At 68.7% G+C, this 19,691-nt stretch carries 21 protein-coding genes, 1 other RNA gene and 1 riboswitch; of the genes, 16 read left to right on the top strand and 6 right to left on the bottom strand.

Going from position 1 to position 19,691, the window contains the following annotated elements; translation table 11 throughout:
• Positions 1 to 6 precede the first annotated feature (6 nt).
• The 6 genes from VVD47_RS08615 to cobU all read right to left on the bottom strand — a co-directional run bounded on the left by VVD47_RS08615 (position 7) and on the right by cobU (position 5,219).
• Positions 7 to 1,278 (bottom strand): O-antigen ligase family protein, encoded by a 1,272-nt coding sequence (locus VVD47_RS08615; protein WP_327602994.1) that lies wholly within the window; start codon positions 1,276 to 1,278, stop codon positions 7 to 9.
• Entirely contained in the window at positions 1,278 to 2,147 is an 870-nt protein-coding gene (locus tag VVD47_RS08610; protein ID WP_327602993.1) for a hypothetical protein, read from the bottom strand. Before VVD47_RS08610 ends, VVD47_RS08615 begins: the two co-directional genes overlap by 1 nt.
• Before the next feature lie 92 nt (positions 2,148 to 2,239).
• Positions 2,240 to 2,788: an alpha-ribazole phosphatase family protein gene (gene cobC, locus VVD47_RS08605; protein WP_327602992.1), complete on the bottom strand. Its 549-nt coding sequence runs from the start codon at positions 2,786 to 2,788 to the stop codon at positions 2,240 to 2,242.
• Between the two features lie 9 nt (positions 2,789 to 2,797).
• Positions 2,798 to 3,565: an adenosylcobinamide-GDP ribazoletransferase gene (locus tag VVD47_RS08600; protein WP_327602991.1), complete on the bottom strand. Its 768-nt coding sequence runs from the start codon at positions 3,563 to 3,565 to the stop codon at positions 2,798 to 2,800.
• A 10-nt stretch (positions 3,566 to 3,575) separates the two neighbouring features.
• Entirely contained in the window at positions 3,576 to 4,631 is a 1,056-nt protein-coding gene (gene cobT, locus VVD47_RS08595) for a nicotinate-nucleotide--dimethylbenzimidazole phosphoribosyltransferase (protein WP_327602990.1), read from the bottom strand.
• Positions 4,632 to 4,673: 42 nt separating this feature from the next.
• Positions 4,674 to 5,219 (bottom strand): bifunctional adenosylcobinamide kinase/adenosylcobinamide-phosphate guanylyltransferase, encoded by a 546-nt coding sequence (gene cobU / locus VVD47_RS08590; protein WP_327602989.1) that lies wholly within the window; start codon positions 5,217 to 5,219, stop codon positions 4,674 to 4,676.
• 121 nt (positions 5,220 to 5,340) lie between these two features.
• Positions 5,341 to 5,644, top strand: a riboswitch (cobalamin riboswitch).
• A 123-nt stretch (positions 5,645 to 5,767) separates the two neighbouring features.
• Here cobU and btuB point away from each other — a divergent pair.
• The 16 genes from btuB to VVD47_RS08510 all read left to right on the top strand — a co-directional run bounded on the left by btuB (position 5,768) and on the right by VVD47_RS08510 (position 19,630).
• Positions 5,768 to 7,627 carry a TonB-dependent vitamin B12 receptor gene (gene btuB, locus VVD47_RS08585; protein WP_327602988.1) on the top strand — a complete coding sequence of 620 codons (1,860 nt, stop codon included), beginning with the start codon at positions 5,768 to 5,770 and terminating at the stop codon, positions 7,625 to 7,627.
• 94 nt (positions 7,628 to 7,721) lie between these two features.
• Positions 7,722 to 8,330, top strand: a complete 609-nt coding sequence (gene cobO, locus VVD47_RS08580; RefSeq protein ID WP_327602987.1) for a cob(I)yrinic acid a,c-diamide adenosyltransferase — start codon at positions 7,722 to 7,724, stop codon at positions 8,328 to 8,330.
• Between the two features lie 230 nt (positions 8,331 to 8,560).
• Positions 8,561 to 9,478: an adenosylcobinamide-phosphate synthase CbiB gene (cbiB, locus tag VVD47_RS08575; protein WP_327602986.1), complete on the top strand. Its 918-nt coding sequence runs from the start codon at positions 8,561 to 8,563 to the stop codon at positions 9,476 to 9,478.
• The gene (cobD, locus tag VVD47_RS08570; protein ID WP_327602985.1) at positions 9,471 to 10,481 is read left to right on the top strand and encodes a threonine-phosphate decarboxylase CobD; all 1,011 of its coding nucleotides are present in this window, start codon (positions 9,471 to 9,473) and stop codon (positions 10,479 to 10,481) included. Before cbiB ends, cobD begins: the two co-directional genes overlap by 8 nt.
• Entirely contained in the window at positions 10,469 to 12,013 is a 1,545-nt protein-coding gene (locus VVD47_RS08565) for a cobyric acid synthase (protein ID WP_327602984.1), read from the top strand. The genes cobD and VVD47_RS08565 overlap by 13 nt, the downstream gene beginning before the upstream one ends.
• Positions 12,010 to 12,687 carry an HAD family hydrolase gene (locus tag VVD47_RS08560; protein ID WP_327602983.1) on the top strand — a complete coding sequence of 226 codons (678 nt, stop codon included), beginning with the start codon at positions 12,010 to 12,012 and terminating at the stop codon, positions 12,685 to 12,687. The genes VVD47_RS08565 and VVD47_RS08560 overlap by 4 nt, the downstream gene beginning before the upstream one ends.
• Positions 12,684 to 13,667 (top strand): FecCD family ABC transporter permease, encoded by a 984-nt coding sequence (locus VVD47_RS08555; RefSeq protein WP_327602982.1) that lies wholly within the window; start codon positions 12,684 to 12,686, stop codon positions 13,665 to 13,667. The genes VVD47_RS08560 and VVD47_RS08555 overlap by 4 nt, the downstream gene beginning before the upstream one ends.
• A complete protein-coding gene (locus VVD47_RS08550) occupies positions 13,664 to 14,509 on the top strand; it encodes an ABC transporter ATP-binding protein (RefSeq protein ID WP_327602981.1) in 846 nt (281 codons plus the stop codon). The genes VVD47_RS08555 and VVD47_RS08550 overlap by 4 nt, the downstream gene beginning before the upstream one ends.
• The gene (locus VVD47_RS08545; protein ID WP_327602980.1) at positions 14,506 to 15,444 is read left to right on the top strand and encodes a cobalamin-binding protein; all 939 of its coding nucleotides are present in this window, start codon (positions 14,506 to 14,508) and stop codon (positions 15,442 to 15,444) included. The genes VVD47_RS08550 and VVD47_RS08545 overlap by 4 nt, the downstream gene beginning before the upstream one ends.
• Before the next feature lie 59 nt (positions 15,445 to 15,503).
• Entirely contained in the window at positions 15,504 to 15,707 is a 204-nt protein-coding gene (locus VVD47_RS08540) for a hypothetical protein (RefSeq protein ID WP_327602979.1), read from the top strand.
• The gene (locus VVD47_RS08535; RefSeq protein ID WP_327602978.1) at positions 15,707 to 16,003 is read left to right on the top strand and encodes a cell division protein ZapA; all 297 of its coding nucleotides are present in this window, start codon (positions 15,707 to 15,709) and stop codon (positions 16,001 to 16,003) included. The genes VVD47_RS08540 and VVD47_RS08535 overlap by 1 nt, the downstream gene beginning before the upstream one ends.
• 110 nt (positions 16,004 to 16,113) lie before the next feature.
• Positions 16,114 to 16,296, top strand: a non-coding RNA gene (ssrS, locus tag VVD47_RS08530) — 6S RNA.
• 83 nt (positions 16,297 to 16,379) lie between these two features.
• Positions 16,380 to 16,847 (top strand): EVE domain-containing protein, encoded by a 468-nt coding sequence (locus VVD47_RS08525; protein WP_327602977.1) that lies wholly within the window; start codon positions 16,380 to 16,382, stop codon positions 16,845 to 16,847.
• Complete coding sequence (locus VVD47_RS08520; protein WP_327602976.1) at positions 16,844 to 17,851, top strand: Gfo/Idh/MocA family protein; 1,008 nt, start codon at positions 16,844 to 16,846, stop codon at positions 17,849 to 17,851. Before VVD47_RS08525 ends, VVD47_RS08520 begins: the two co-directional genes overlap by 4 nt.
• Positions 17,851 to 18,675 (top strand): sulfite exporter TauE/SafE family protein, encoded by an 825-nt coding sequence (locus tag VVD47_RS08515; RefSeq protein ID WP_327602975.1) that lies wholly within the window; start codon positions 17,851 to 17,853, stop codon positions 18,673 to 18,675. The genes VVD47_RS08520 and VVD47_RS08515 overlap by 1 nt, the downstream gene beginning before the upstream one ends.
• Positions 18,676 to 18,790: 115 nt before the next feature.
• On the top strand, positions 18,791 to 19,630 hold the full coding sequence (locus tag VVD47_RS08510) for a hypothetical protein (protein ID WP_327602974.1): 840 nt from the start codon (positions 18,791 to 18,793) through the stop codon (positions 19,628 to 19,630).
• The last annotated feature ends 61 nt before the right edge of the window (positions 19,631 to 19,691 follow it).

Below are 19,691 nucleotides of genomic sequence, written 5' to 3'. Positions count from 1 at the left end.
GCCTGCCTAGGCCCGTGTGCCTGCCACGGGCCGGGGGGGTGACGACGTCAGCGCCCCGGCGCTGAGCGCGCTCGCCAGCACGGCAAAGCCGACACCGGACACGTTGTCGGTAAACAGTGCATGCAGCAGGGTGCCGACTCCCATGCACAGCGCCAGCGACTCGACCCAGAGCTGCTGCGGGCGCGGCAGCTTGCGGGCCTGCAGCACCAGACCGATCAGGACGCCCAGCAGGGCCAGCGGGCCGAGGATGCCGGCCTCCGCCCACAGCCACAGGTAGTCGTTGTGGGGATGGCCGCTGGAGAGGTTACCCTTGCTGTAGCCGGTCAGCCTCGCGTATTCCCCGGGGTAGGCGCCGGTGCCGTGCCCGAACACGGGCGCTTCGCCGATCAGCGCCACGGCGCTACGGGCATACAGGATGCGCAGCCCGATGCTGGTGTCCGAGTTGCCGGCCTGCATCTGCACGATGTCCTGCTGCATGTTCGTGATGCCCTTGCGCACGTGGGCAGACCCCAGGTAGAGCAGGACCGGCAAGGCCACCAGCGCCACGATTCCGGGCACCAGCCAGCGGCGCGGCTGGTGCCGCACGAGGATGAACAGCAGCATGAGCAGGAACTGGCCCTGGCCGGTGCGCCCCACGACCCAGAAATAGGCATTGGCCACGCACAGGGCCAGGGCCGTCCACGCCAGCCGCGTCTGCAGCGGTGTCTCCAGCGCCTTGCAGCACAGCGCGGCAAGGATGCCGCTGCCCAGCCAGGCGATGAACAGGTTGTGATAGGTATGCGAATGGAAAACCGGCCAGCTGTTCTGGGCCGGCAGCGTGTTGAGGAAATGCAGGCCCATCACGCTGAGACCGAAGGACATCAGCACCGACAGGAAGGTCGCCGCGGCGAACGAAATCACCAGCGCGCGCCGCGCGCCGGCATGCAGCAGGCAGGCCATGAATACCGGCACCAGCAGGTACTCGCGGAAGCGCGGCAGCATTTCCAGGCGGGCGTCCCAGCTGGCCGACGACCACGCCAGCGCGACGGTCATCAGCAGGAACAGCGACAGGCAGGCCAGCGGAAAGGGTTCGCGGACCAGTCGCGGCAGTTGCATGCGCAAGGGGCGCATGAAAACGCAGCACAGCAGCAGGAAACCGGTGCTGATGTTCTGTGCGGCGGTCGACAGCGGAATGGCCAGACCGGCAAAGATGGCACTGGCCAGCAGGAGGCGTCGCTGCCAGGTGCCGAGCTGTTCGTCGGCCACCTGCGGCAAGGCCCGGGAATCGAGGGTGAGCATCAGTCTTTGACGAGTGAATAGTGCTTGCGCGTGAAGTCCGCGCCGCCGAGCAGGCGCTCGACCTTCATGACCCAGCGGTGCTTGCGCTCGCGGCGGGTCAGGGTGTGGCCGGGGTCGGGCTCGAAGTGCTGCTCGGCATTCTCGGCCAGCCAGGCTTGCACGAGCCGTGGGTGGCTGCCGTCGAACGGCACCACCGTCTGCGGGTCGATCGCGCCGTAGTTGTGTTGCTTGGGCGTGTGCTTCCAGTAGCGCGACACCTGGTTGATCTTCTCCTGCATCGCGGCGGACTTGCGCACATGGCCGTAGTGGTAGATCGGCACGCCGGCCAGCGCGGCGCGCGGGTAGCGGCCGATCTTGTTGTGCTCCATCACCACGAAGAACAGGCCGTCCGGCGAGTAGTTGCGCACGCTGTTGCGGATGACGCGCACCGCCTTGCGGTACCAGGCCGGCGAGCGCGCCACCTTGTTGGGCGCGCCGTAGAAGTGGTGATAGTCGAAGGCCAGCGCTTCCACCTTCGGGTTGTTCAGGTGCCTTTCCAGGACGGCGCGGATCTTCGGCGCATCGTCTTCGTGGATCACCTCGTCGCCCTCCAGGTAGAAGGCCCAGTCGCCGGTGCAGGAAAACTGGGCGCTCATCTTCTGCTGGGCATACACGAAGCCGCGGTCCTGCATCGATTCGTTCCACACCGTCTCGATGATGCGGATGCGCGGGTCGCCGATGGCGCGCACCTGCTCCAGCGTGTCGTCGACGCTCTCGCCGACCGCGACGATCACTTCGTCGGCCACCAGCAGCAGGCTCTTCAGGCTCTCGATATAGGGATAGCCGAGCAGGCTGCCATTGCGCAGGAAGGTGAAGCCGCTGATTTTCATGGCCGGGTGGCGGGCTGCCGGAATGAAGAGGCGGGTATTGTGCGGGCCGCGCGGGGGGGGTGTCGAGAGCGGGCCCCTGGCGTGGCGCCGGCTCAGGCTGCCCGGCGCCACAGCCCGCCTTGCTCTTCCAGCCTGAGCAGGGCCGCGTGCGGAACGGGCTGCTGCTGCCAGAGCTCGGCCGGCAACTGCAGCAGGTGACCGAGGATCGCGCGGATCGGGCCGCCGTGGGAGACCAGCAGCAGGGGCGAGGAGTCCCCGGCGAGCGCATCCTGCAAGGCAGCGATCACCCGCCTGGCCATGTCGATGACGCTTTCGCCGCCCGGCGGCCGGAAATGCATGGGGTCTGCCGCCCACAGGTCGATCGCATCACGGCCGATGGCATCGAAGCTGCGCATCTCCCAGTCGCCGAAATCCATCTCCATCAGGCGATCGTCGAGGCGGCACGGCCCCAGGGCTTCGGCAAGCAGGCGGCAGCGGGCAAGCGGGCTGCTCACGATGCGGACCTGCGAGGGAAGCAGGGCGCGCAGCCGGTCGGCCGCGGCCGCCACGTCGTCTGCCAGCGGCACGTCGCTGCGGCCGAAGCAGGTGCCGGCGCCGACCGCGACCGGTGGGTGACGCAACAGCAGCAGTGACGTCGTCATGGCTGGCGCTCAGCGGATGGCCAGCGCCAGCAGGGTCATGCAGCCGGCCAGCTCCGCCAGTTGCTGGAGGGCGCCCAGGCAGTCGCCGGTGTAGCCGCCGATGCGGCGCCGGAACCAGGCGCCCGCCACCACGGTGACGGCGAGGATGCTCAGCAGCACGCCGAGGGCGAGCAGGCCGTCGCGTGTCGCCAGCGCCGCCAGAGGCAGCAGGCCGCACAGGCTGCCGATGACCAGTTCGCTGCAGCCGATGCCTTCGGCGACCGGCTTGGCGCGTGCATCCGCGTCATCGCCGCGCACGTAGCGCATCGTGCCCATGACCAGCAGGGCGGCCCAGCGCGATGCCGGATGCATCACCAGCAAAGCGATGCAGGCGCCGCGCAGGTCCAGCGCCAGCAGCGTCTGGTGCTTGCCCAGCAGCACGAGCACCAGTGCGATGGCACCGAAGCTGCCGATGCGTGAATCCTTCATGATCTCCAGCACCCGCTGCGGCGTGTATCCGCCGCCGAAGCCATCCGCGCTGTCAGCCAGGCCATCCTCGTGGAAGGCCCCGGTCAGCAGGATGGACGCAGCCATCGACAGCAGGACGGCGAGTGTCAGCGGCAGCACCTGTGCCGCCAGCCACAGCACGGCCGCGGCGACGGCACCCACCAGCAGCCCGACCAGCGGGAAGTAGCGCGCCGCGCGGTTCAGCTCGTCCGGCTGCCAGCCCACCCAAGCGGGCACCGGGATGCGCGTGAAGTAGGCCAGCGCGAGGAAGAAGCGGCGCAGCTCGTTCATCCGCGCTCCGTCATCGCGCCTGTTCGCTGATGCCGGCGTCGGCAAAACCGGCCATGTCGTTCATCAGGGCCAGCGCCGCGCGCACGATGGGAAAGGCCAGCGCGGCGCCACTGCCTTCGCCCAGGCGCATGCCGGCGTCCAGCAGCACCGGTGCGCCGAGGTGGCGCAACTGCACGATGTGGCCGGCCTCGCCGGAGCGATGGGCGAACACGCAGTAGTCGCGCACGTTGGGCGACAGCGCGTGGGCGACCAGCAGGGCGGCAGTGACGATGAAGCCGTCCACCACGACCAGCATGCGTGACTGGGCGGCCGCGATGAAGCCGCCGACCATCATGGCGATTTCATAACCGCCGAACTCGGCCAGCAGGTCCAGCGGTGCCATCTGGCGGCCCGCGACGCGGGCCTGGGCCCTGGCCAGCAAGGCACGCTTGCGGGCCAGGCCGGCATCGTCCAGCCCGGTGCCGCGTCCCACCACGTCGGCCAGCGGAACGCCGGTGATGGCCTGGGTGAGCAGGCTGGCCGAGGCGGTGTTGCCGATGCCCATCTCGCCGAAGGCGATGGCATTGCAGCCGGCCGCGTGCCAGCCGCGCACCAGGCCGGCACCGCGCACCACGGCGGCGATGCACTGGCTGCGGCTCATGGCGGCGCGCTCGATGAAGTTGTCGGTGCCGGGCGCGATCTTGGCTGCCACCCATTCCACATCGCCGCCGCGCGGCGGGGCGGGAAAGTCGCCGACCACGCCCGCGTCCACCACCGTCATCGCCAGTGCCGCCTGACGGGCGAGGACGTTGATGGCGGCACCGCCGCGCAGGAAGTTCATCACCATCTGCTGGGTGACGGCCTGAGGGAAGGCCGACACGCCTTCGAGTGCCGCGCCGTGGTCGCCGGCGAACACCACGACGCGCGGCGCACGCAGCTGTGGCGTGGTGGTGTTGAAGATCAGCCCGGCCTGCAGGGCGATGGCCTCCAGCTGGCCCAGGCTGCCGGGCGGCTTGGTGCGCGAGTCGAGCCGGGCCTGCAGGGCGCCTGCGAGGCTGCGGTCGAGTGGGGGAATGTTCAGGTCCATGGCAAGACGGGCCGCTACGGGGGAGGATCTGCGGGGAGGGGATTATGCCGGTTGCTTGAGCATCAGCGGCAGGCCGGCGGCTACCAGCACGACGCTGTCGCACACGCTGGCGAGGCGCTGGTTGAGGCGGCCCTGCTCGTCGCGGAAACGGCGCCCCAGCGGATGTTCCGGCACCAGGCTCCAGCCCACCTCGTTGGACACCAGCCACAGGCTGCCCTGCGCGTCGCGCACGGCAGCGACCAGCGCGTCGCAACCGGCTTCCAGTTCGTCCGGTGCGTCGCAGAGCAGGCGCGACAGCCACAGGGTGACGCAGTCCACCAGCACGGCACGGCCGGGACGGACGTGCTCGCGAAGGGCACCGGGCAGGCTGTCGGCAGCCTCGATCACCGTCCAGCTCGCCGGGCGTTCGGCGCGATGGCGATCGACGCGTGCCTGCATTTCCGCGTCGCGGATCTCGGCGGTGACGATCAGCGTGACGGGCAGCCCGCTGGCGATGGCCGCGTTCTGCGCATGGCCGCTCTTGCCGGAACGGGCACCGCCGATGACGAGGGTTCGCTGGGTTTGCTGGATTGGCGCAATGAGGCTCATGGAAGGCGAGGTCGGCGGGGATGCCAGGAGGCTGCGGGAGGCTGTGGGAGAGAGGGACGAGGGGAGGGCGTGCTACCATCGCAGCCCGTGCCGGCAAGGTCAAGACTCACTTTCGTCTCTCTTGCCGGCACGCGTTCCAGGTGCCCTGCGTGCTCGTCGCGAGCAGGGTTAAACGGGAAACAGGTGCGCGCTCCGTCCGGCAAGGCCGGATGCCGCAAAGCCTGTGCTGCCCCCGCAACGGTAAGCGAGGGCCGACCCCTGGCGCAATGAAGCCGGCACCATCCAGGTGTCGTGACTCAAGGTTTCATCGCGCCCGATGCCACTGAAGCACTGCTTCGGGAAGGCGGTGGTCGGCTGGTGCATGACATGTCCGCATGCTGCATCGACTCGTGAGCCCGGATACCGGCCCGGGACACAAGCGATCAGGCTGCGGGGTGTGCGGCCGGGCGATCCCGTCCTGCCGGCGACCGTTCCGTCCGTACCTCCGACTGGTATTAGAAACCGCTTCCGCTGCGGGGACGCTGCGGAAGCCGACGGAAAGTCCTTTCATGTCCATCTCCAAGACCGCCCTTGCGGCCGCCATCGGCGCGGCCCTGTCTCCGCTCGTCCACGCCCAGTCGTTGCCCGCCAGCCAGGCGAGCGGCGAGCAGCAACTCGACCCGGTGGTGGTGACCGCCACCCGCACCGCCCGCACCGTGGACGACACCCTGGCTCCGGTGACGGTGCTGCGCCGCGCCGACATCGAGCGCAGCCAGGCCACTTCGGTGCCCGAGCTGCTGCGTGGCATGCCGGGCGTGTCCTTCGCCGCCAACGGCGGCGCCGGCAAGAACACCTCGCTGTTCCTGCGCGGCACCGAATCCGACCACACCCTGGTGCTGATCGACGGCATCAAGGCCGGCTCCGCCACCAGCGGCGGCTTCAACTGGCAGGACCTGCCGGTGGAGCAGATCGACCGCATCGAGATCGTGCGCGGCCCGCGCTCCAGCCTCTACGGTTCGGAAGCCATCGGCGGCGTGGTGCAGATCTTCACCCGTCGCGGCGACGGCGCCCCCCACCTGAACGGCGCGCTCGCCGGTGGCAGCCAGAACAGCTACCAGGGCACCCTGGGCTTCTCCGGTGGCGATGCCAGCAAGTGGTACAGCCTCAACCTGTCGCGCCAGCGCACCAGCGGCTTCAACGCCTGCAAGGGCCGCCCGGCGCCCGGTGGTGCCGGCTGTTTCGTGTTCGAGCCGGACGACGATGCCTACCGCAACACCTCGGTGTCGGCGCGTGGCGGGTTCCGCGTGGACAACCGCTACGAGCTGGAGGCCAACCTCCTGTACGGCGAGGGCCTCAGCGAATTCGATGGCAGCTCGCAGAACTCGTCCAAGACGGCGGACAACGCCGTCGGCGCCCGTTTCGCCGGCCAGATGACCGACATCTGGAAGTTGTCGGTGAATGCCGGCCAGAGCGAGACGCGCAACGACAACTACTACAATAGCGCGTACCGCACGAGCTTCGACACGCGTCGCGAAACGGCGAGCGTGCAGAACGACATCGCCATCGGCAGCGCCAACCTGGTGACGCTGGGCGCCGACATCCAGAGCGACAACGTGCGCAGCAGCACGGCCTACCCGGTCAACTCGCGCAGCAACAACGGCGTGTTCGGACAGTGGCAGGGTGACTTCGGCGCGCACAGCCTGCAGGCGAGCCTGCGCAACGACGACAACTCGCAGTTCGGCAAGAAGAACACCGGCGGCCTCGCCTGGGGCTGGGACCTGCTGCAGTCGCTGCGCGCGACCGCCAGCTACGGCACGGCGTTCAAGGCACCGACCTTCAACGAGCTGTACTTCCCGGGTTTCGGCAACCCCAACCTGCGGCCGGAATCGTCGAAGAGCTTCGAGTTCGGTCTGGACGGCAAGCTGTCGCAGTCGCGCTGGAGCGCGCACGTGTTCCGCACCGACATCAAGGACCTGATCGGCAACGACGCCAGCTTCGTTCCGGCCAACATCGACAAGGCGCGCATCATCGGCGTCGAGACCACCGCCTCCACCCGCTTCGGCAATGCCGAACTGGGCGGCAGCCTGACCTGGCTGGACCCGGAGAACCGCAGCAGCGGCGCCAACGAAGGCAACGTGCTGCCGCGCCGCTCGCAACTGGCCGGTCGCGTAGACTTCGACTACACCTGGGGCGCCTGGCGCTTCGGCACCACGCTGTCCGGCGAAGGCAAGCGTTACGATGACCTCGCCAACACGAAGAAGCTGGGTGGCTTCGCGCTGCTCGACCTGCGTGGCGAATACCAGCTGGCGCGCGACTGGCGCGTGCAGGGCAAGGTGGGCAACGTGCTCGACAAGCAGTACGAGACGGTGCAGTGGTACAACCAGGCCGGCATCAACTGGCTGCTGACCCTGCGCTATCAGCCGAAGTAAGCGCACGGGAAAGTGCAACAGGAAGGCGCAGCAATGCGCGTCCGCAGGTCCGCCGGTGCGGGCCTGCGGCGATTTTCGCGGGAACACATCTGCCATGACGACCGATAGCGACAAGGACACACGCCACCGCCAGCGCATGCAGCGCAAGAAGGAAGTGGTGGATGCCGCCATCGATCGCGCCGACGTCGAGCGCGGTCTGCTGCTGGTGAATACCGGCACCGGTAAGGGCAAGAGCAGCGCCGCGTTCGGCGTGCTGGCCCGCGCCCTCGGTCACGGCATGCGCTGTGCGGTGGTGCAGTTCATCAAGAGCCGGACGGACACCGGCGAGGAAGCCTTCTTCACGAAGCACTCCGACGTGACCTGGCACGTCATGGGCGACGGCTTCACCTGGGAGACGCAGGACGCCGACAAGGACCTGAAGACCGCGCGCGCCGCGTGGGAGCAGGCAAAGGCGTACCTGGCCGACGACAAGGTGGACCTGCTGGTGCTGGACGAATTCACCTACGCGCTGAAGTTCGGCTGGGTGACGCTGGAGGAAGTGCTGGCCGCCGTGCAGGCGCGCCCCGCCATGCAGCACGTCATCATCACCGGGCGCGCCGCGCCGGATGGGCTGGTCGAGGCTGCCGACACGGTGACGGAAATGCGGCTGGAGAAACATGCCTTCCACGCGGGAGTGAAAGCCATGCCTGGCATCGAATGGTAGGTTTCTGGCGGATGAAGCGACTGCGCACGTCGATCTCGCGATTCCGGTGCTCGCTGTACTTTTCGTACAGCTCCGCGCCTCGTCGCGACCTCGGCGCGCTCGCTACGCTTCCTCCGCCGGCAACCGCTCGATGTGATGGCGTCGGGAACCTGCGCCTTCGTCTGCACCTTCGTCATTCCGGCGAAGGCCGCAATCCCGTGTCTTTTCTTACGCAGTCGTAGTTGCAGCGCATGAGCTTCGCCCTGATCCTCGGTTATCTCCTCGACACCCTGCTCGGCGAGCCGAAGCGCTGGCATCCGCTGGTGGGCTTCGGGCGTTGGGCGGCGATGCTGGAGGCGAACCTGAATGTCGATGGCGCCACCACGGCGGTCCAGCGGGGCGGCGGCGTGCTGGCCTGGGTGTTGGCGGTGGTTCCCGCGGTGGCCGTCAGCATGTGGCTGTGCCTGCACCTGGGCTGGTGGGTGGATGCGGTGTTGCTGTTTCTCGCGCTGGGCGCGCGCAGCCTGGGCGAACACGCGCGGGCGGTGATGCAGCCCCTTGCCGCCGGTGACCTGGACGCGGCTCGCAGCGCACTGTCGCGCATGGTCAGTCGCGACACCACGACGCTCGACGAATCCGGCGTGGCGGCCGCCACCATCGAATCGGTGCTGGAGAACGGCAATGACGCCGTCTTCGGCACGTTGTTCTGGTTCGCCCTGCTGGGGGGGCCGGGTGCGGTGCTGTTCCGCCTGGCCAACACGCTGGACGCGATGTGGGGCTACCGCACGCCGCGCTACCTTCATTTCGGCTGGGCGGCGGCGCGGATCGACGATGTGCTCGCCTATGTCCCGGCGCGCCTCACCGCATTCAGCTACGCCCTGTTCGGACGCTTCACCGAGGCGATCAACTGCTGGCGCACCCAGGCCCCCTTGCACGACAGCCCGAACGCCGGCCCGGTGATGGCGGCGGGGGCTGGCGCGCTGGGTTTGCGCGTCGGTGGTGCAGCCACCTACCACGGCCAGCATGAAGAGCGGCCGGTGTTCGGCATCGGCGCCGCGCCGCATGCCGGCGACATCTGGCGTGCGGTCCTGCTGGTGCGACGGACCACCTGGCTGTGGTGCGCCGCGCTGGTGCTGCTGCTGTGGCTGGCGGAGCGCCTGTATGGCTGAAATGGCTGAAGGCTCCCTGCCGCACGGTGGCCGCCTGCGCGCGGCCGCCCATCACTGGCGTATTCCGCTGCAGCACTGGCTGGACCTGTCGACCGGCATCAATCCCCAAGGCTGGCCGGTGCCGGAACTGCCGCCCACAGCGTGGCAGCGGCTCCCCGAGGAAGAGGACGGCCTCGTGATGGCGATGAGCGCGTACTTCGGCACCGCGCCGATCCTGCCCGTGCCCGGGTCGCAGGCCGCCATCCAGGCCCTGCCGCGCCTGTGGGCGACCAGCCGGGTCGGCATCGTGTCGCCGACCTACGCGGAGCATGCGCAGGCCTGGCGGCGCGCCGGCCATGCCGTGCGCGAGATCGGTTTCGACGATGTCGAACGCCACCTGCCGATGCTGGACGTGCTGGTGGTGGTGAATCCGGACAACCCCAGCGGCGCCTTGCGTCCGCTGGCGCAACTGCAGGCCTGGCGTGCCGGGCTGGCCGCGCGCGGTGGCTGCCTGGTGGTGGACGAGGCCTTCATCGACGCGACGCCGGCGCACAGCCTGATCGCCGAAGCCGGGCGGCCGGGTCTCGTGCTGCTGCGCTCGCTGGGCAAGTTCTGGGGGCTGGCGGGGCTGCGCTGCGGCTTCGTACTGGGCCCGCGGACCATCATCGACGCGCTGCACGATGAAGTCGGGCCGTGGGCGCTCAGCCACCCCGCCCGCTGGGTCGCGCAACGGGCGCTGGCCGATGCCGCCTGGCAGGCATCGACGCGGGAACGACTGCAGCGCGACAGCGCGCGGCTCGCCGACCTGCTGGCGGCAAACGGCCTGGAATCGACCAGCGGCTGCGCCCTGTTCCGCTGGTTGCCGCTGGGCCGTGCCCGGGAACTCCACGACCACTGCGCGCGCAAGGCGATACTCGTCCGGCATTTCCCGGAGCCACCGCACACCGGCATCCGCATCGGCCTGCCGGCGGACGAGGCGGGCTGGGAGAAACTCGCGGACGTGCTGGGGGCATGGCAGCCATGATGCTGATGGTGCAGGGTTGCACCTCGGACGCCGGCAAGAGCACGCTGGTGGCGGCCATCTGCCGCTGGCTGCTGCGGCAGGGTGTCGATGTGGCGCCGTTCAAGCCCCAGAACATGGCGCTCAACGCCGCGGTGGCGAGTGACGGCCGCGGCGGCTTCGGCGAGATCGGCCGTGCCCAGGCCGCGCAGGCGGCGGCATGCGGCATCGCTCCGCATGTCGACATGAACCCGGTGCTGCTGAAGCCGAACACCGATGTCGGCGCGCAGGTCATCATCCAGGGCCATGCCATCGGCAACATGGATGCCCTGGACTACCACGCCTACAAACAGACCGCCCGCGCGGCGGTGCTCGACTCCTTCGCGCGCCTGCGCGCACGCCATGCCTGCGTGGTCGTGGAGGGCGCCGGCTCGCCGGCCGAGATCAACCTGCGTGCCAACGACATCGCCAACATGGGTTTCGCGGAGGCGGTGGACTGTCCGGTGATCCTCGTCGCCGACATCGACCGCGGCGGCGTGTTTGCGCACCTCGTCGGCACGCTGGCCTTGCTGTCGGAGAGCGAGCAGGTGCGGGTGAAGGGGTTCGTCATCAACCGGTTCCGTGGCGACATCGCGCTGCTGCAGTCGGGCCTGGACTGGCTGGAGGAACGCACCGGCAAACCGGTGCTGGGCGTGCTGCCCTATCTTCACGGCCTGCAGCTGGAGGCGGAGGACGCCATCGCGCGCGACCTTGTGCCTGCAACGAGTCCCGCAACGACACCCGCCGCGCAGGCTGACGTGCCCCGGCTGCGGATCATCGTCCCGGTGACGCCGCGCATCTCCAACCACACCGATTTCGATGCCTTGCGCATCCACCCGCAGGTGGACTTCCGCTTCATCGGCCCGGACGAACCCATCCCGCCGGCGGACCTCATTATCCTGCCCGGCTCGAAGGCCGTGCGAGCGGACCTCGCGTGGCTGCGCGCGCAGGGCTGGGACGCGGCGATCGCGCGGCACCTGCGCTATGGCGGCAAGCTCATCGGCGTGTGCGGGGGCTTCCAGATGCTGGGCCGGCAGATCGACGACCCGCTCGGCCTGGAAGGCGCACCGGGTGCCAGCGACGGGCTGGGCTGGCTGGACATGCGCACCGTGCTGCAGGCGCAGAAGCAATTGCGCAACGTGAGCGGGCGCCTGTGCCTGCGTGACGCGCCGCTGCGTGGCTACGAAATCCATGCCGGCGCCAGCGAGGGGCCGGCGATGGCACGGCCGGCCGTGCTGCTTGCAGGGGGCGAGGACAGCATCGCGGATGGCGCCATCGATGCGGCAGGGCAGGTGCTAGGCAGCTATGTGCATGGCCTCTTCGACGAGCCCGCAGCCTGCGACGCATTGCTGGACTGGGCGGGCCTGGCCGCGCCGCGGGCGCCGGACCTGGCCGCCTTGCGCGAAGCCAGCATCGAACGGCTGGCCGACACGGTGGCCGCGCACATGGACACGGCGGTACTGATGCAGATACTGCAGGCCAGCGCGGGTGCAGTGCCTGTGCAGGGCACGGCATGAGCAAGGCAGCCGTTGTTTTCGATCTGGACGAAACCCTGGTCGACCGCCGGGCAGGTCTGCTGCGCTCCGCGAAGGGCCTGTGGGACAGTGGCCGGACGACGATGACGGATGGTGCCGCCTTCCTGGCGCGCTTCATGGAGCTGGACGGCAACGGCCGCGTCAAGCGCCCGGTGTTTTTCGAGCGCCTGTGCGCCGAATGCCTGCCGCATGCCGATCCGATCGAGGTGGCCGAGACCTTCGTCGCCACCGCCTGGAACGAGCCGCCCCTGTTCGACGATGCGGTGCCGGTGCTGCGCGAACTGAAGGAGCGCGGCTACGCGATCGGCATCGTGAGCAACGGCCAGTCGCGCACGCAGCGCGCCAAGATCGACAACAGCGCACTGGGCGGTCTGGTCGATGCAGTGACGATCTCCGGCGAACTGGGTATCGACAAGCCGGATGCCCGCATCTTCGCGCATGCCCTCGAACAGCTTGGCGTGATGGCCGAGGCGGCCTGGTTCGTCGGCGACGATCCGCGTGCCGACGTGCAGGGCGCCGCGGCGGCCGGGCTGCATGCCATCTGGCTGCAGCGTCACCTGGCGTGGCCGACCGATCTCGTGCCTTGCCATCGCGCCAGGATCGCCGTGTTGGCGGAACTGCTTCCGCTGCTGCCCGGGGCGCCGGGGCCGCGATGATCCTGAAGCCACCGCCGCTCGCCGCGGCCTTGCTGCTCGCTGCCGTGTGCGTGCCGGCCGCGCTTTGCATCGGCCTGATGGCGGGTTCGTCCGGCTGGGGCTGGCCGCAGGGCGACATTCTGTGGCTGATCCGCCTGCCACGCGTGCTGTCCGCCTTCGGCACCGGTGCCGGCCTGGCGCTGGCCGGTGCCCTGATACAACTCGTCACCCGCAACCCGCTGGCCGACCCGTACGTGCTGGGGGTCAGCAGCGGTGCATCGGTCGGTGCCCTGCTGGCGCTCATGCTGTTGCCCGCAGGCCTGTTCCTGGCGCCGGAAGTCGGCGCCGTACTCGGCGCCCTGGCGGCCACCAGCCTCGCCTTCCTGTTCACCTGGCGCGCGATGGGCAACAGTGCCGGCCGCATCGCCAACCAGCCCGGCACGGTGGTGGTCCTGCTGGTCGGTGTGATGATCGGCGCGGCCTGCGGCGCGGCGGTGTCCTTCATGCTGGCCGTGGCCAACGACCAGCAGTTGCGCAGCCTGGTCTTCTGGCTGCTGGGCGACCTGAACGGCGCCTCGCTGTGGTGGCCGCTGTGGGCGGCGGTCGGCCTCGCCTTGCTGCTGGCCTGGCCGCGGGCGCGCGAACTGGACTGGCTGACGCGTGGCGATGCCTGGGCGTGGACGCTCGGGGTGCCGGTCGCGCAACGGCGCCGGCTGGCCATCCTGGCGGCCTGCATCGCGACCGGCGCCGCGGTGGCGACGGCGGGGAGCATCGGCTTCGTGGGACTGGTGGCGCCGCACATCGTCCGGCTGGTGGGCCTGCGCCATGCGCGTGCCCTGTTGCCTTTCTCCGCTGTGTTCGGCGGGGTGTTCCTGGTGCTGGCGGATACGGTGGCGCGCACCTTGATCGCGCCCGCGCAATTGCCGGTCGGAGTGGTGTCGGCGGCGGTGGGGGTGCCGCTGTTCCTGTTCCTGCTGTTGCGAAGGAGCCAGGGGCGATGAGCCAGCAGAATATCCACCTGAATGCATCGCCCCTGCCGCTGCATCTGCGCGAGCTGTCACTGCGCGCCGGCGGTGCGGGCCGCTTGCTGGTGTCCGGCTTGTCGCTGTCCATCGAGCCGGGGCAGCGCTGGGCGTTGCTGGGGCCCAACGGCGCCGGCAAGTCCACCTTGCTGGCGGCGGTCGCCGGCCTGGCGCTTCCCGCTGGCGGGGAATTGCGTATCGGCGAGCGGGTGCTGGCGCAGTGGCCGGCGCGCGAGCTGGTCAGGCAGCGCGCCTGGTGCCCGCAGTTCTGGCTGGACCCCTTTCCGGCAAGCAGCTGGGAGACGGTGGCCTGCGCCGTCGTGGCCACGCAACCAGCGGTGAGCGCACAGCGCGCGGAGGACGTCGCGCGCGACTGGTTGCAGCGCTTTGACGTCGGTGCGCTGGCCGACAGCGATGTGCGCACGCTGTCCGGCGGCGAACGTCAGCGGGTGGCACTCGCCACGGCCTGCGCGCAGGCCGCGCCGCTGCTGCTGCTGGACGAGCCGACGGCGCACCTGGACTGGGCGCACCAGGTATTGCTGCAACCCTTGCTGACGGCGTGGTCGGCCGCCGGTGGCACGGTGTTCGCGGCGGTCCACGATCTCAACATGGCGTGGAGCTTTGCCACGCATGCCTTGCTCCTGGACGGACGGGGCGGTTTCGCGGCCGGCACGCGCGACGAAATATTGCAGGCCGCCCCCCTGTCGCACGCCTACGCCGTACCGGTCAGCGTGCTGGAGGAGGGCGATGCGCGCTGGTTCCGGGTGGATCTGTCCGCAACCGGGAACGGCGGCAACGAACAGAGGAAGACAGGACAATGAACAGATTGTCGAGCGTGAAAATACTCGTGTCGTGGTGGTTGGTGCTCGCCTGCACACTGCCCGTGCATGCCCAGGAGCCCGTCCGGCCCTTCGTGGTGCGCGACGACGCGGGCCGCGAACACACGCTGGCCCGGCCCGTGCAGCGCGCCATTGCGCTGGCCCCCAGCCTCACCGAGCTGATCTTTGCCACGGGCGGCGGTGACCGCCTGGTCGGCGTGGTGGAGTACAGCGACTACCCGGCCGCTGCGCGCGCCCTGCCGCGGGTGGGCAGCAACCAGAAGCTGGACCTGGAGCGGATCGCCACGCTGAAGCCGGACATGATCTTCGTGTGGTACCACGGCAACGGCCAGCGCGAGATCGAACGGCTGCGGGCGATGGGTATCCCGATGTTCTACCTGGAGCCCAAGCACCTCGATGACCTGCCGGCGGTGTTCGAGCGCCTGGGGCGGCTCTTCGGGACCGAGGCGGCGGCCCGTGATGCCTCGACGCGCTACCGCGCGCGCCTCGCCAGCCAGCGTGCGCGCCACGCTGGCGTGCCCAGGGTGCGGACCTTCTACCAGATCTGGTCGCAGCCGCTGATGACCATCAACGGCACCCACCTCATTTCGGATGTCATGGCCCTGTGCGGTGGCGAGAACGTGTTTGCCGACCAGCCGATGCTGGTGCCGCAACTGTCCACCGAAAGCGTGGTAGCGGCCAACCCCGAGGTCATCCTGGCGGCCCATCGCAGCCGCGACGACGCCGACCTGGCGCCGCTGCGCGATCCGCAGGCGCAGAGCCTCGCGCACTGGCAACGCTATACGAGCATGCGGGCCGTGAAGAACGGCCAGGTGTGGACCATTCCCGGCGATCTCATCGCCCGCCATGGCCCGCGCATCCTGGACGCCGCCGACGCGGTCTGCACCGCGCTGGACGCCGTGCGCGCCGCGCGCTGATCGCCGTCCGGCCGCGGCTTCCTTGACCCTCGCCGGGTTGGCGCCTTAGCATCTTTGTCATGGATGCCGAACTCTCGCAACTCGAAGCGCGCGTCGCGACGCTGATCGAGGAACATGGCCAGCTGCGCGCCGACAAGCGCGTGCTGCTCGAACGCATTGCCGCGCTGGAAGCGGAAAACCGCGTGCTGGCCGACAAGGTGCAGCACGCCATCCGCAAGGTGGAAGAAGTGCTGGCCAGCCTGCCCGAATCGGAGGACGCGTGATGGAGCGACTGGACATCCACCTGATGGGGCGCGAGTACAGCGTCACCGTGAAGCCCGAGGAGCGCGAGAGCCTGCAGGCGGCCGTAGCCCTCGTAGACGAAAAGATGCAACAACTCGCCGGTAAAACGACCAGCGGCGGGGAATTGCTGGCGGTGATGACCGCCCTCAACATCGCTCACGAATTCATACAAAGCCGGGCCGGTGGCGGGGTTGATCTGGCCGGCAGCAGGCGTAGAATTTCCGCCATGGCCGAGCACATCGACGATGCGCTGGCCAAGCAGGAAAAGTTGTTCTGAGCAAGCAGTGATCGACTACACGGTTATGAGAGCTTTCCGGCATTCATTCCCTGCTGCGTAGGTCGATAATGATTTCAAGGTCACGCGGTTTCGATGGCGCGACCAACAGTTTTCCCCTGCGGTGTTCGTGTGGGCCACATACTCCTTGAACCAATGTCTACGCGACATGGTTGCTGGCCGAACAACCCGCTGTTGTGAGCGCCCCTTTGCCGGGCGCACCTGAGGCGGGCCGGTCGCGACCCCCTGAACCCCCGGTTCAGGATGACGGCACACACGGCACAGGCGGGGGATCCCCATGCAGGGCGCGAAGCACACGGCTTCGCGCCCTTTGCTTTTTGTGCGATGTTTTCTGCATTGACGATGCGAGGAAACGCCCATGCGCTACTGGCTGATGAAATCCGAGCCCGACGATTGTTCCATCGACGATCTGGCGGCGATGCCGAAGCAGACCGTGCCCTGGTACGGCGTGCGCAACTACCAGGCACGCAACTTCATGCGCGACGTCATGAAGGTGGGCGACCAGATGTTCTTCTATCACTCGTCCTGTCCGGAACCGGGGATCGCCGGGCTGGCGAAGGTCGCGAGTCCGGCCTATCCCGACGAGACGCAGTTCGACGAGAAGAGCCGCTTTTACGATGCCAAGTCCACGCAGGAGAATCCGCGCTGGCTGAACGTGGACGTCGCCTTCGTGCGCAAGACGCCGCTGGTGCCGCTGGCGGAACTGCGCAAGCATGAGGCCCTGGCGCAGATGCGCCTGCTGCAGCCGGCCAATCGCCTGTCGATCACGCCGGTGGACCCCGCAGAGTGGCAGTACATCGTGAAGAACCTGATGGGCAAGGCATGAAGGTCTGCATCATCGGTGGCTCCGGCCACTACCAGTACGTGCTGGCCGGTCTGGCGGAAGCACGGGCCTCGCTGGCCGGATACGCGCCGGGCGTGGGCGGCGAGAAGCTCGACAAGCTGGAGGCCGCGTTGCAAGGCGCAGGTATCGGCGCGCGACGTTTCGGCCAGTGGCAGGCGATGCTGGACGAATTGCGCCCGGACGTGGTGGTGGTGAACACCTGGTTCGGCGCCTGTGCGGCGATCAGCATGGCCTGCCTGCGCCGCGGCCATCATGTCTACGCCGAGAAGCCGCTGGCGACGACGCTGGACGATCTGCGCACCCTGCGCGCGGTGTACGACGAAGGGCTGGGCGCACAGCTCGGTGCCATGTTCGGCCTGCGCTACGTCCCGGCGATGTACAGCGCCTGGCGGCACGTGAGCGCGGGCGGCATTGGCGCGGTGCGGATGGTCGGCGCGCAGAAATCCTACCGGCTTGGCCATCGCGAGGCCTTCTATCACGCTCGGGACACTTACGGCGGCACGATTCCCTGGGTCGGTGCCCACGCGGTGGATTGGGTGCGCTGGTTTGCCGGCACCGGGTTCGAGCGCGTCACGGCCCTGCATTCGACGACCGGCAATCGTGGCCAGGGTGACGTGGAGGTCACGGCGGCCTGTCTGTTCGCCATGCACGGAGGCGTGATCGGCCATGTCAGCCTCGACTACCTGCGCCCCGACAGCCAGCGTCGCCATGATGACGATCGGGTACGCGTGGTGGGCACGGACGGCGTGCTGGAAGTGCGCGACGGGCAGGCATGGGTGTGGAGGAATGGAGAGACCGACGCCGTGCCGCTTCCGCTGCAAGCGCCGCCACAGTGCTTTGCCGATTTCGTAGCCGGTCTGCGCGGACAGGGTTCCCTCGTGAGTGCTGACGACGCCTTCGCCGTCACGGAAGCCTGCCTGCTGGCACGCCAGGCTGCCGACGCGGGCGGCACCGCATCGTTCTCGTCACAAGGTCTGGATGACTGATGCTTGAATCGGCCGGGTGGTGGTCTCCGTGGCTGCTTGGCTACGGCGCGTTGGGCTTGTTCTCGGGCTTCATGGCGGGCTTGTTCGGCATCGGCGGCGGGGTGGTCATCGTGTCCCTGCTGGCGATGATGTTCACGGCCCAGGGCTTTGCGCATGAGCACATCCTGCATCTGGCGCTGGGCACCTCGATGGCGACCATCGTGTTCACATCGCTGTCCAGCCTGCGCGCGCACCAGTCGCATGGCGCCATCGAGTGGCCGCTGGTGAGGCAGCTAACACCGGGGGTGATTGCCGGCACCTTCATCGGCACGCTGATCGCTGCACGCATCTCCACGCGAGCGCTGGCGTTGTTCTTCGGTTTCTTCGTGCTGCTCGTGGCCATCCAGATGGCGGCCAACCTGAAACCCAGGCCCAGCCGGACCCTGCCAGGCCCGCTCGGGGTGGCCGGCGTGGGGACGGGAATCGGGGCCGTGTCGGCGCTGGTGGCGATCGGCGGTGGCGCGATGACCGTGCCCTGGCTTTCCTGGTGCAACCTGCCGTTGCAGCGGGCGATCGGCACGTCGGCCGCCATGGGTTTTCCGATCGCAGTGTTCGGCAGCCTGGGCTACCTGTGGAACGGTGTTCAGGCGCAGGGCCTGCCAACGGGGAGCGTGGGCTATCTCTACATCCCGGCGCTGGTGTGCCTGATGGCCGCCAGCGTGCTGACGGCGCCACTGGGAGCGCGCATGGCTCACCGCCTGCCTGTGCTCACCCTGAAAAGGGCCTTCGCAGTGCTGCTCGTCGTGCTTGCCGCCAAGATGCTCTGGGGTGTCTGGCAAGCCTGAAAATCACTGCAGTGAATATTTAAAATCAGATTTATAAAGTTCAAATGATGATTTGACCCTCCTAAGCTGGGTACGTGGCCGGGCAACCGGCCTCTGACCGAAAGAGAGGGCAATCATGAACAAGCTGCTGCTGGTTGTTTATGAGAACGAGGCCGGCGTCGAGGCCGGCATGCGCAAACTGAAGGACCTGCATTTCACCGGAGACCTGACCCTGTACTCGGTGGTGAGGGCGTGCCGCCAGCCCGACCGTGCGCTGCGCCTGGAAGCGCCACTGTGGCGCGATGGCGGTGCCGGCTCGCTGGGTCTTGCGGCCGGCGGACTGGCCGGTGCCGGTGCGGCCGGGCCGGTCGGCATCGTGGTGGGCGCTGCCGCCGGTGCGCTCGCGGGCAGCCTCTACGACACCTGGCGCAGCGGCCTGCCTGTCGCCGTGATGGACGAAGTGGCTGCCCACCTGCGTGCCGGGGAACACGCCATCGTGGCCGAGGTGTACGAGCCCTTCGTGATGCCCGTGGATGAGATCGTGGGCGAGGGCGCCCGCCTGGTGCTGCGCTTCAACGATGGCGAGCTCGTCGACCACCAGGCCGAGCGCGCCATCGACGACAGCCTGCGGCAATGGCGGGCCCTGCAGGCGATGACGGCTGCGGATCGCCGCCGTGACGACCTGCGCCTGCGTGCCGGCCGCGATCGCCTGGAAAGCCACATGCGGCAGGCGCAGCGCAGGGTCGCCCGCCTGCAGCGTGAGCTGGGCCGGGACAGCAGCCGGCTGACGGTGATCGCCGGCTTCCTGGGACGGCGACGTCATCCTTCCGTGCGCACCGCGCGCAAGGCGCAGATGGAGTTGCTCCAGCAGCGCATCCAGCGCCTGCTCACCGCGATCCTGCGCGCGCAGGATGCCTTGAAGGACGATGAGCCTGGCGGGCCGGGCCGCAAGCGGGGAGGGCTGCTCCTGGCCTGAACGGAAGCTTCTCCACCGACCTCCCTGAAACACAAAGGCCTCTGCGATCATCATCGATCGC

It is taken from the genome of Uliginosibacterium sp. H1 (assembly GCF_036017065.1).
GTDB lineage: Bacteria > Pseudomonadota > Gammaproteobacteria > Burkholderiales > Rhodocyclaceae > Uliginosibacterium.
Note: the sequence above shows the minus strand (reverse complement) of the source record. Positions and strands in the feature narration are given on the sequence as shown.

Coding starts and splice junctions, on each gene's coding strand:
- VVD47_RS08555 (WP_327602982.1), top strand. CDS start 12,684: ATGATCCTGAAGCCACCGCCGCTCGCCGCGGCCTTGCTGCTCGCTGCC.
- VVD47_RS08525 (WP_327602977.1), top strand. CDS start 16,380: ATGCGCTACTGGCTGATGAAATCCGAGCCCGACGATTGTTCCATCGAC.
- cobD (WP_327602985.1), top strand. CDS start 9,471: ATGGCTGAAATGGCTGAAGGCTCCCTGCCGCACGGTGGCCGCCTGCGC.
- VVD47_RS08510 (WP_327602974.1), top strand. CDS start 18,791: ATGAACAAGCTGCTGCTGGTTGTTTATGAGAACGAGGCCGGCGTCGAG.
- VVD47_RS08550 (WP_327602981.1), top strand. CDS start 13,664: ATGAGCCAGCAGAATATCCACCTGAATGCATCGCCCCTGCCGCTGCAT.
- cbiB (WP_327602986.1), top strand. CDS start 8,561: ATGAGCTTCGCCCTGATCCTCGGTTATCTCCTCGACACCCTGCTCGGC.
- cobU (WP_327602989.1), bottom strand. CDS start 5,219: ATGAGCCTCATTGCGCCAATCCAGCAAACCCAGCGAACCCTCGTCATC.
- VVD47_RS08600 (WP_327602991.1), bottom strand. CDS start 3,565: ATGAACGAGCTGCGCCGCTTCTTCCTCGCGCTGGCCTACTTCACGCGC.
- VVD47_RS08610 (WP_327602993.1), bottom strand. CDS start 2,147: ATGAAAATCAGCGGCTTCACCTTCCTGCGCAATGGCAGCCTGCTCGGC.
- VVD47_RS08520 (WP_327602976.1), top strand. CDS start 16,844: ATGAAGGTCTGCATCATCGGTGGCTCCGGCCACTACCAGTACGTGCTG.
- VVD47_RS08515 (WP_327602975.1), top strand. CDS start 17,851: ATGCTTGAATCGGCCGGGTGGTGGTCTCCGTGGCTGCTTGGCTACGGC.
- VVD47_RS08540 (WP_327602979.1), top strand. CDS start 15,504: ATGGATGCCGAACTCTCGCAACTCGAAGCGCGCGTCGCGACGCTGATC.
- VVD47_RS08615 (WP_327602994.1), bottom strand. CDS start 1,278: ATGCTCACCCTCGATTCCCGGGCCTTGCCGCAGGTGGCCGACGAACAG.
- btuB (WP_327602988.1), top strand. CDS start 5,768: ATGTCCATCTCCAAGACCGCCCTTGCGGCCGCCATCGGCGCGGCCCTG.
- cobO (WP_327602987.1), top strand. CDS start 7,722: ATGACGACCGATAGCGACAAGGACACACGCCACCGCCAGCGCATGCAG.
- VVD47_RS08545 (WP_327602980.1), top strand. CDS start 14,506: ATGAACAGATTGTCGAGCGTGAAAATACTCGTGTCGTGGTGGTTGGTG.
- VVD47_RS08535 (WP_327602978.1), top strand. CDS start 15,707: ATGGAGCGACTGGACATCCACCTGATGGGGCGCGAGTACAGCGTCACC.
- cobT (WP_327602990.1), bottom strand. CDS start 4,631: ATGGACCTGAACATTCCCCCACTCGACCGCAGCCTCGCAGGCGCCCTG.
- VVD47_RS08565 (WP_327602984.1), top strand. CDS start 10,469: ATGGCAGCCATGATGCTGATGGTGCAGGGTTGCACCTCGGACGCCGGC.
- VVD47_RS08560 (WP_327602983.1), top strand. CDS start 12,010: ATGAGCAAGGCAGCCGTTGTTTTCGATCTGGACGAAACCCTGGTCGAC.
- cobC (WP_327602992.1), bottom strand. CDS start 2,788: ATGACGACGTCACTGCTGCTGTTGCGTCACCCACCGGTCGCGGTCGGC.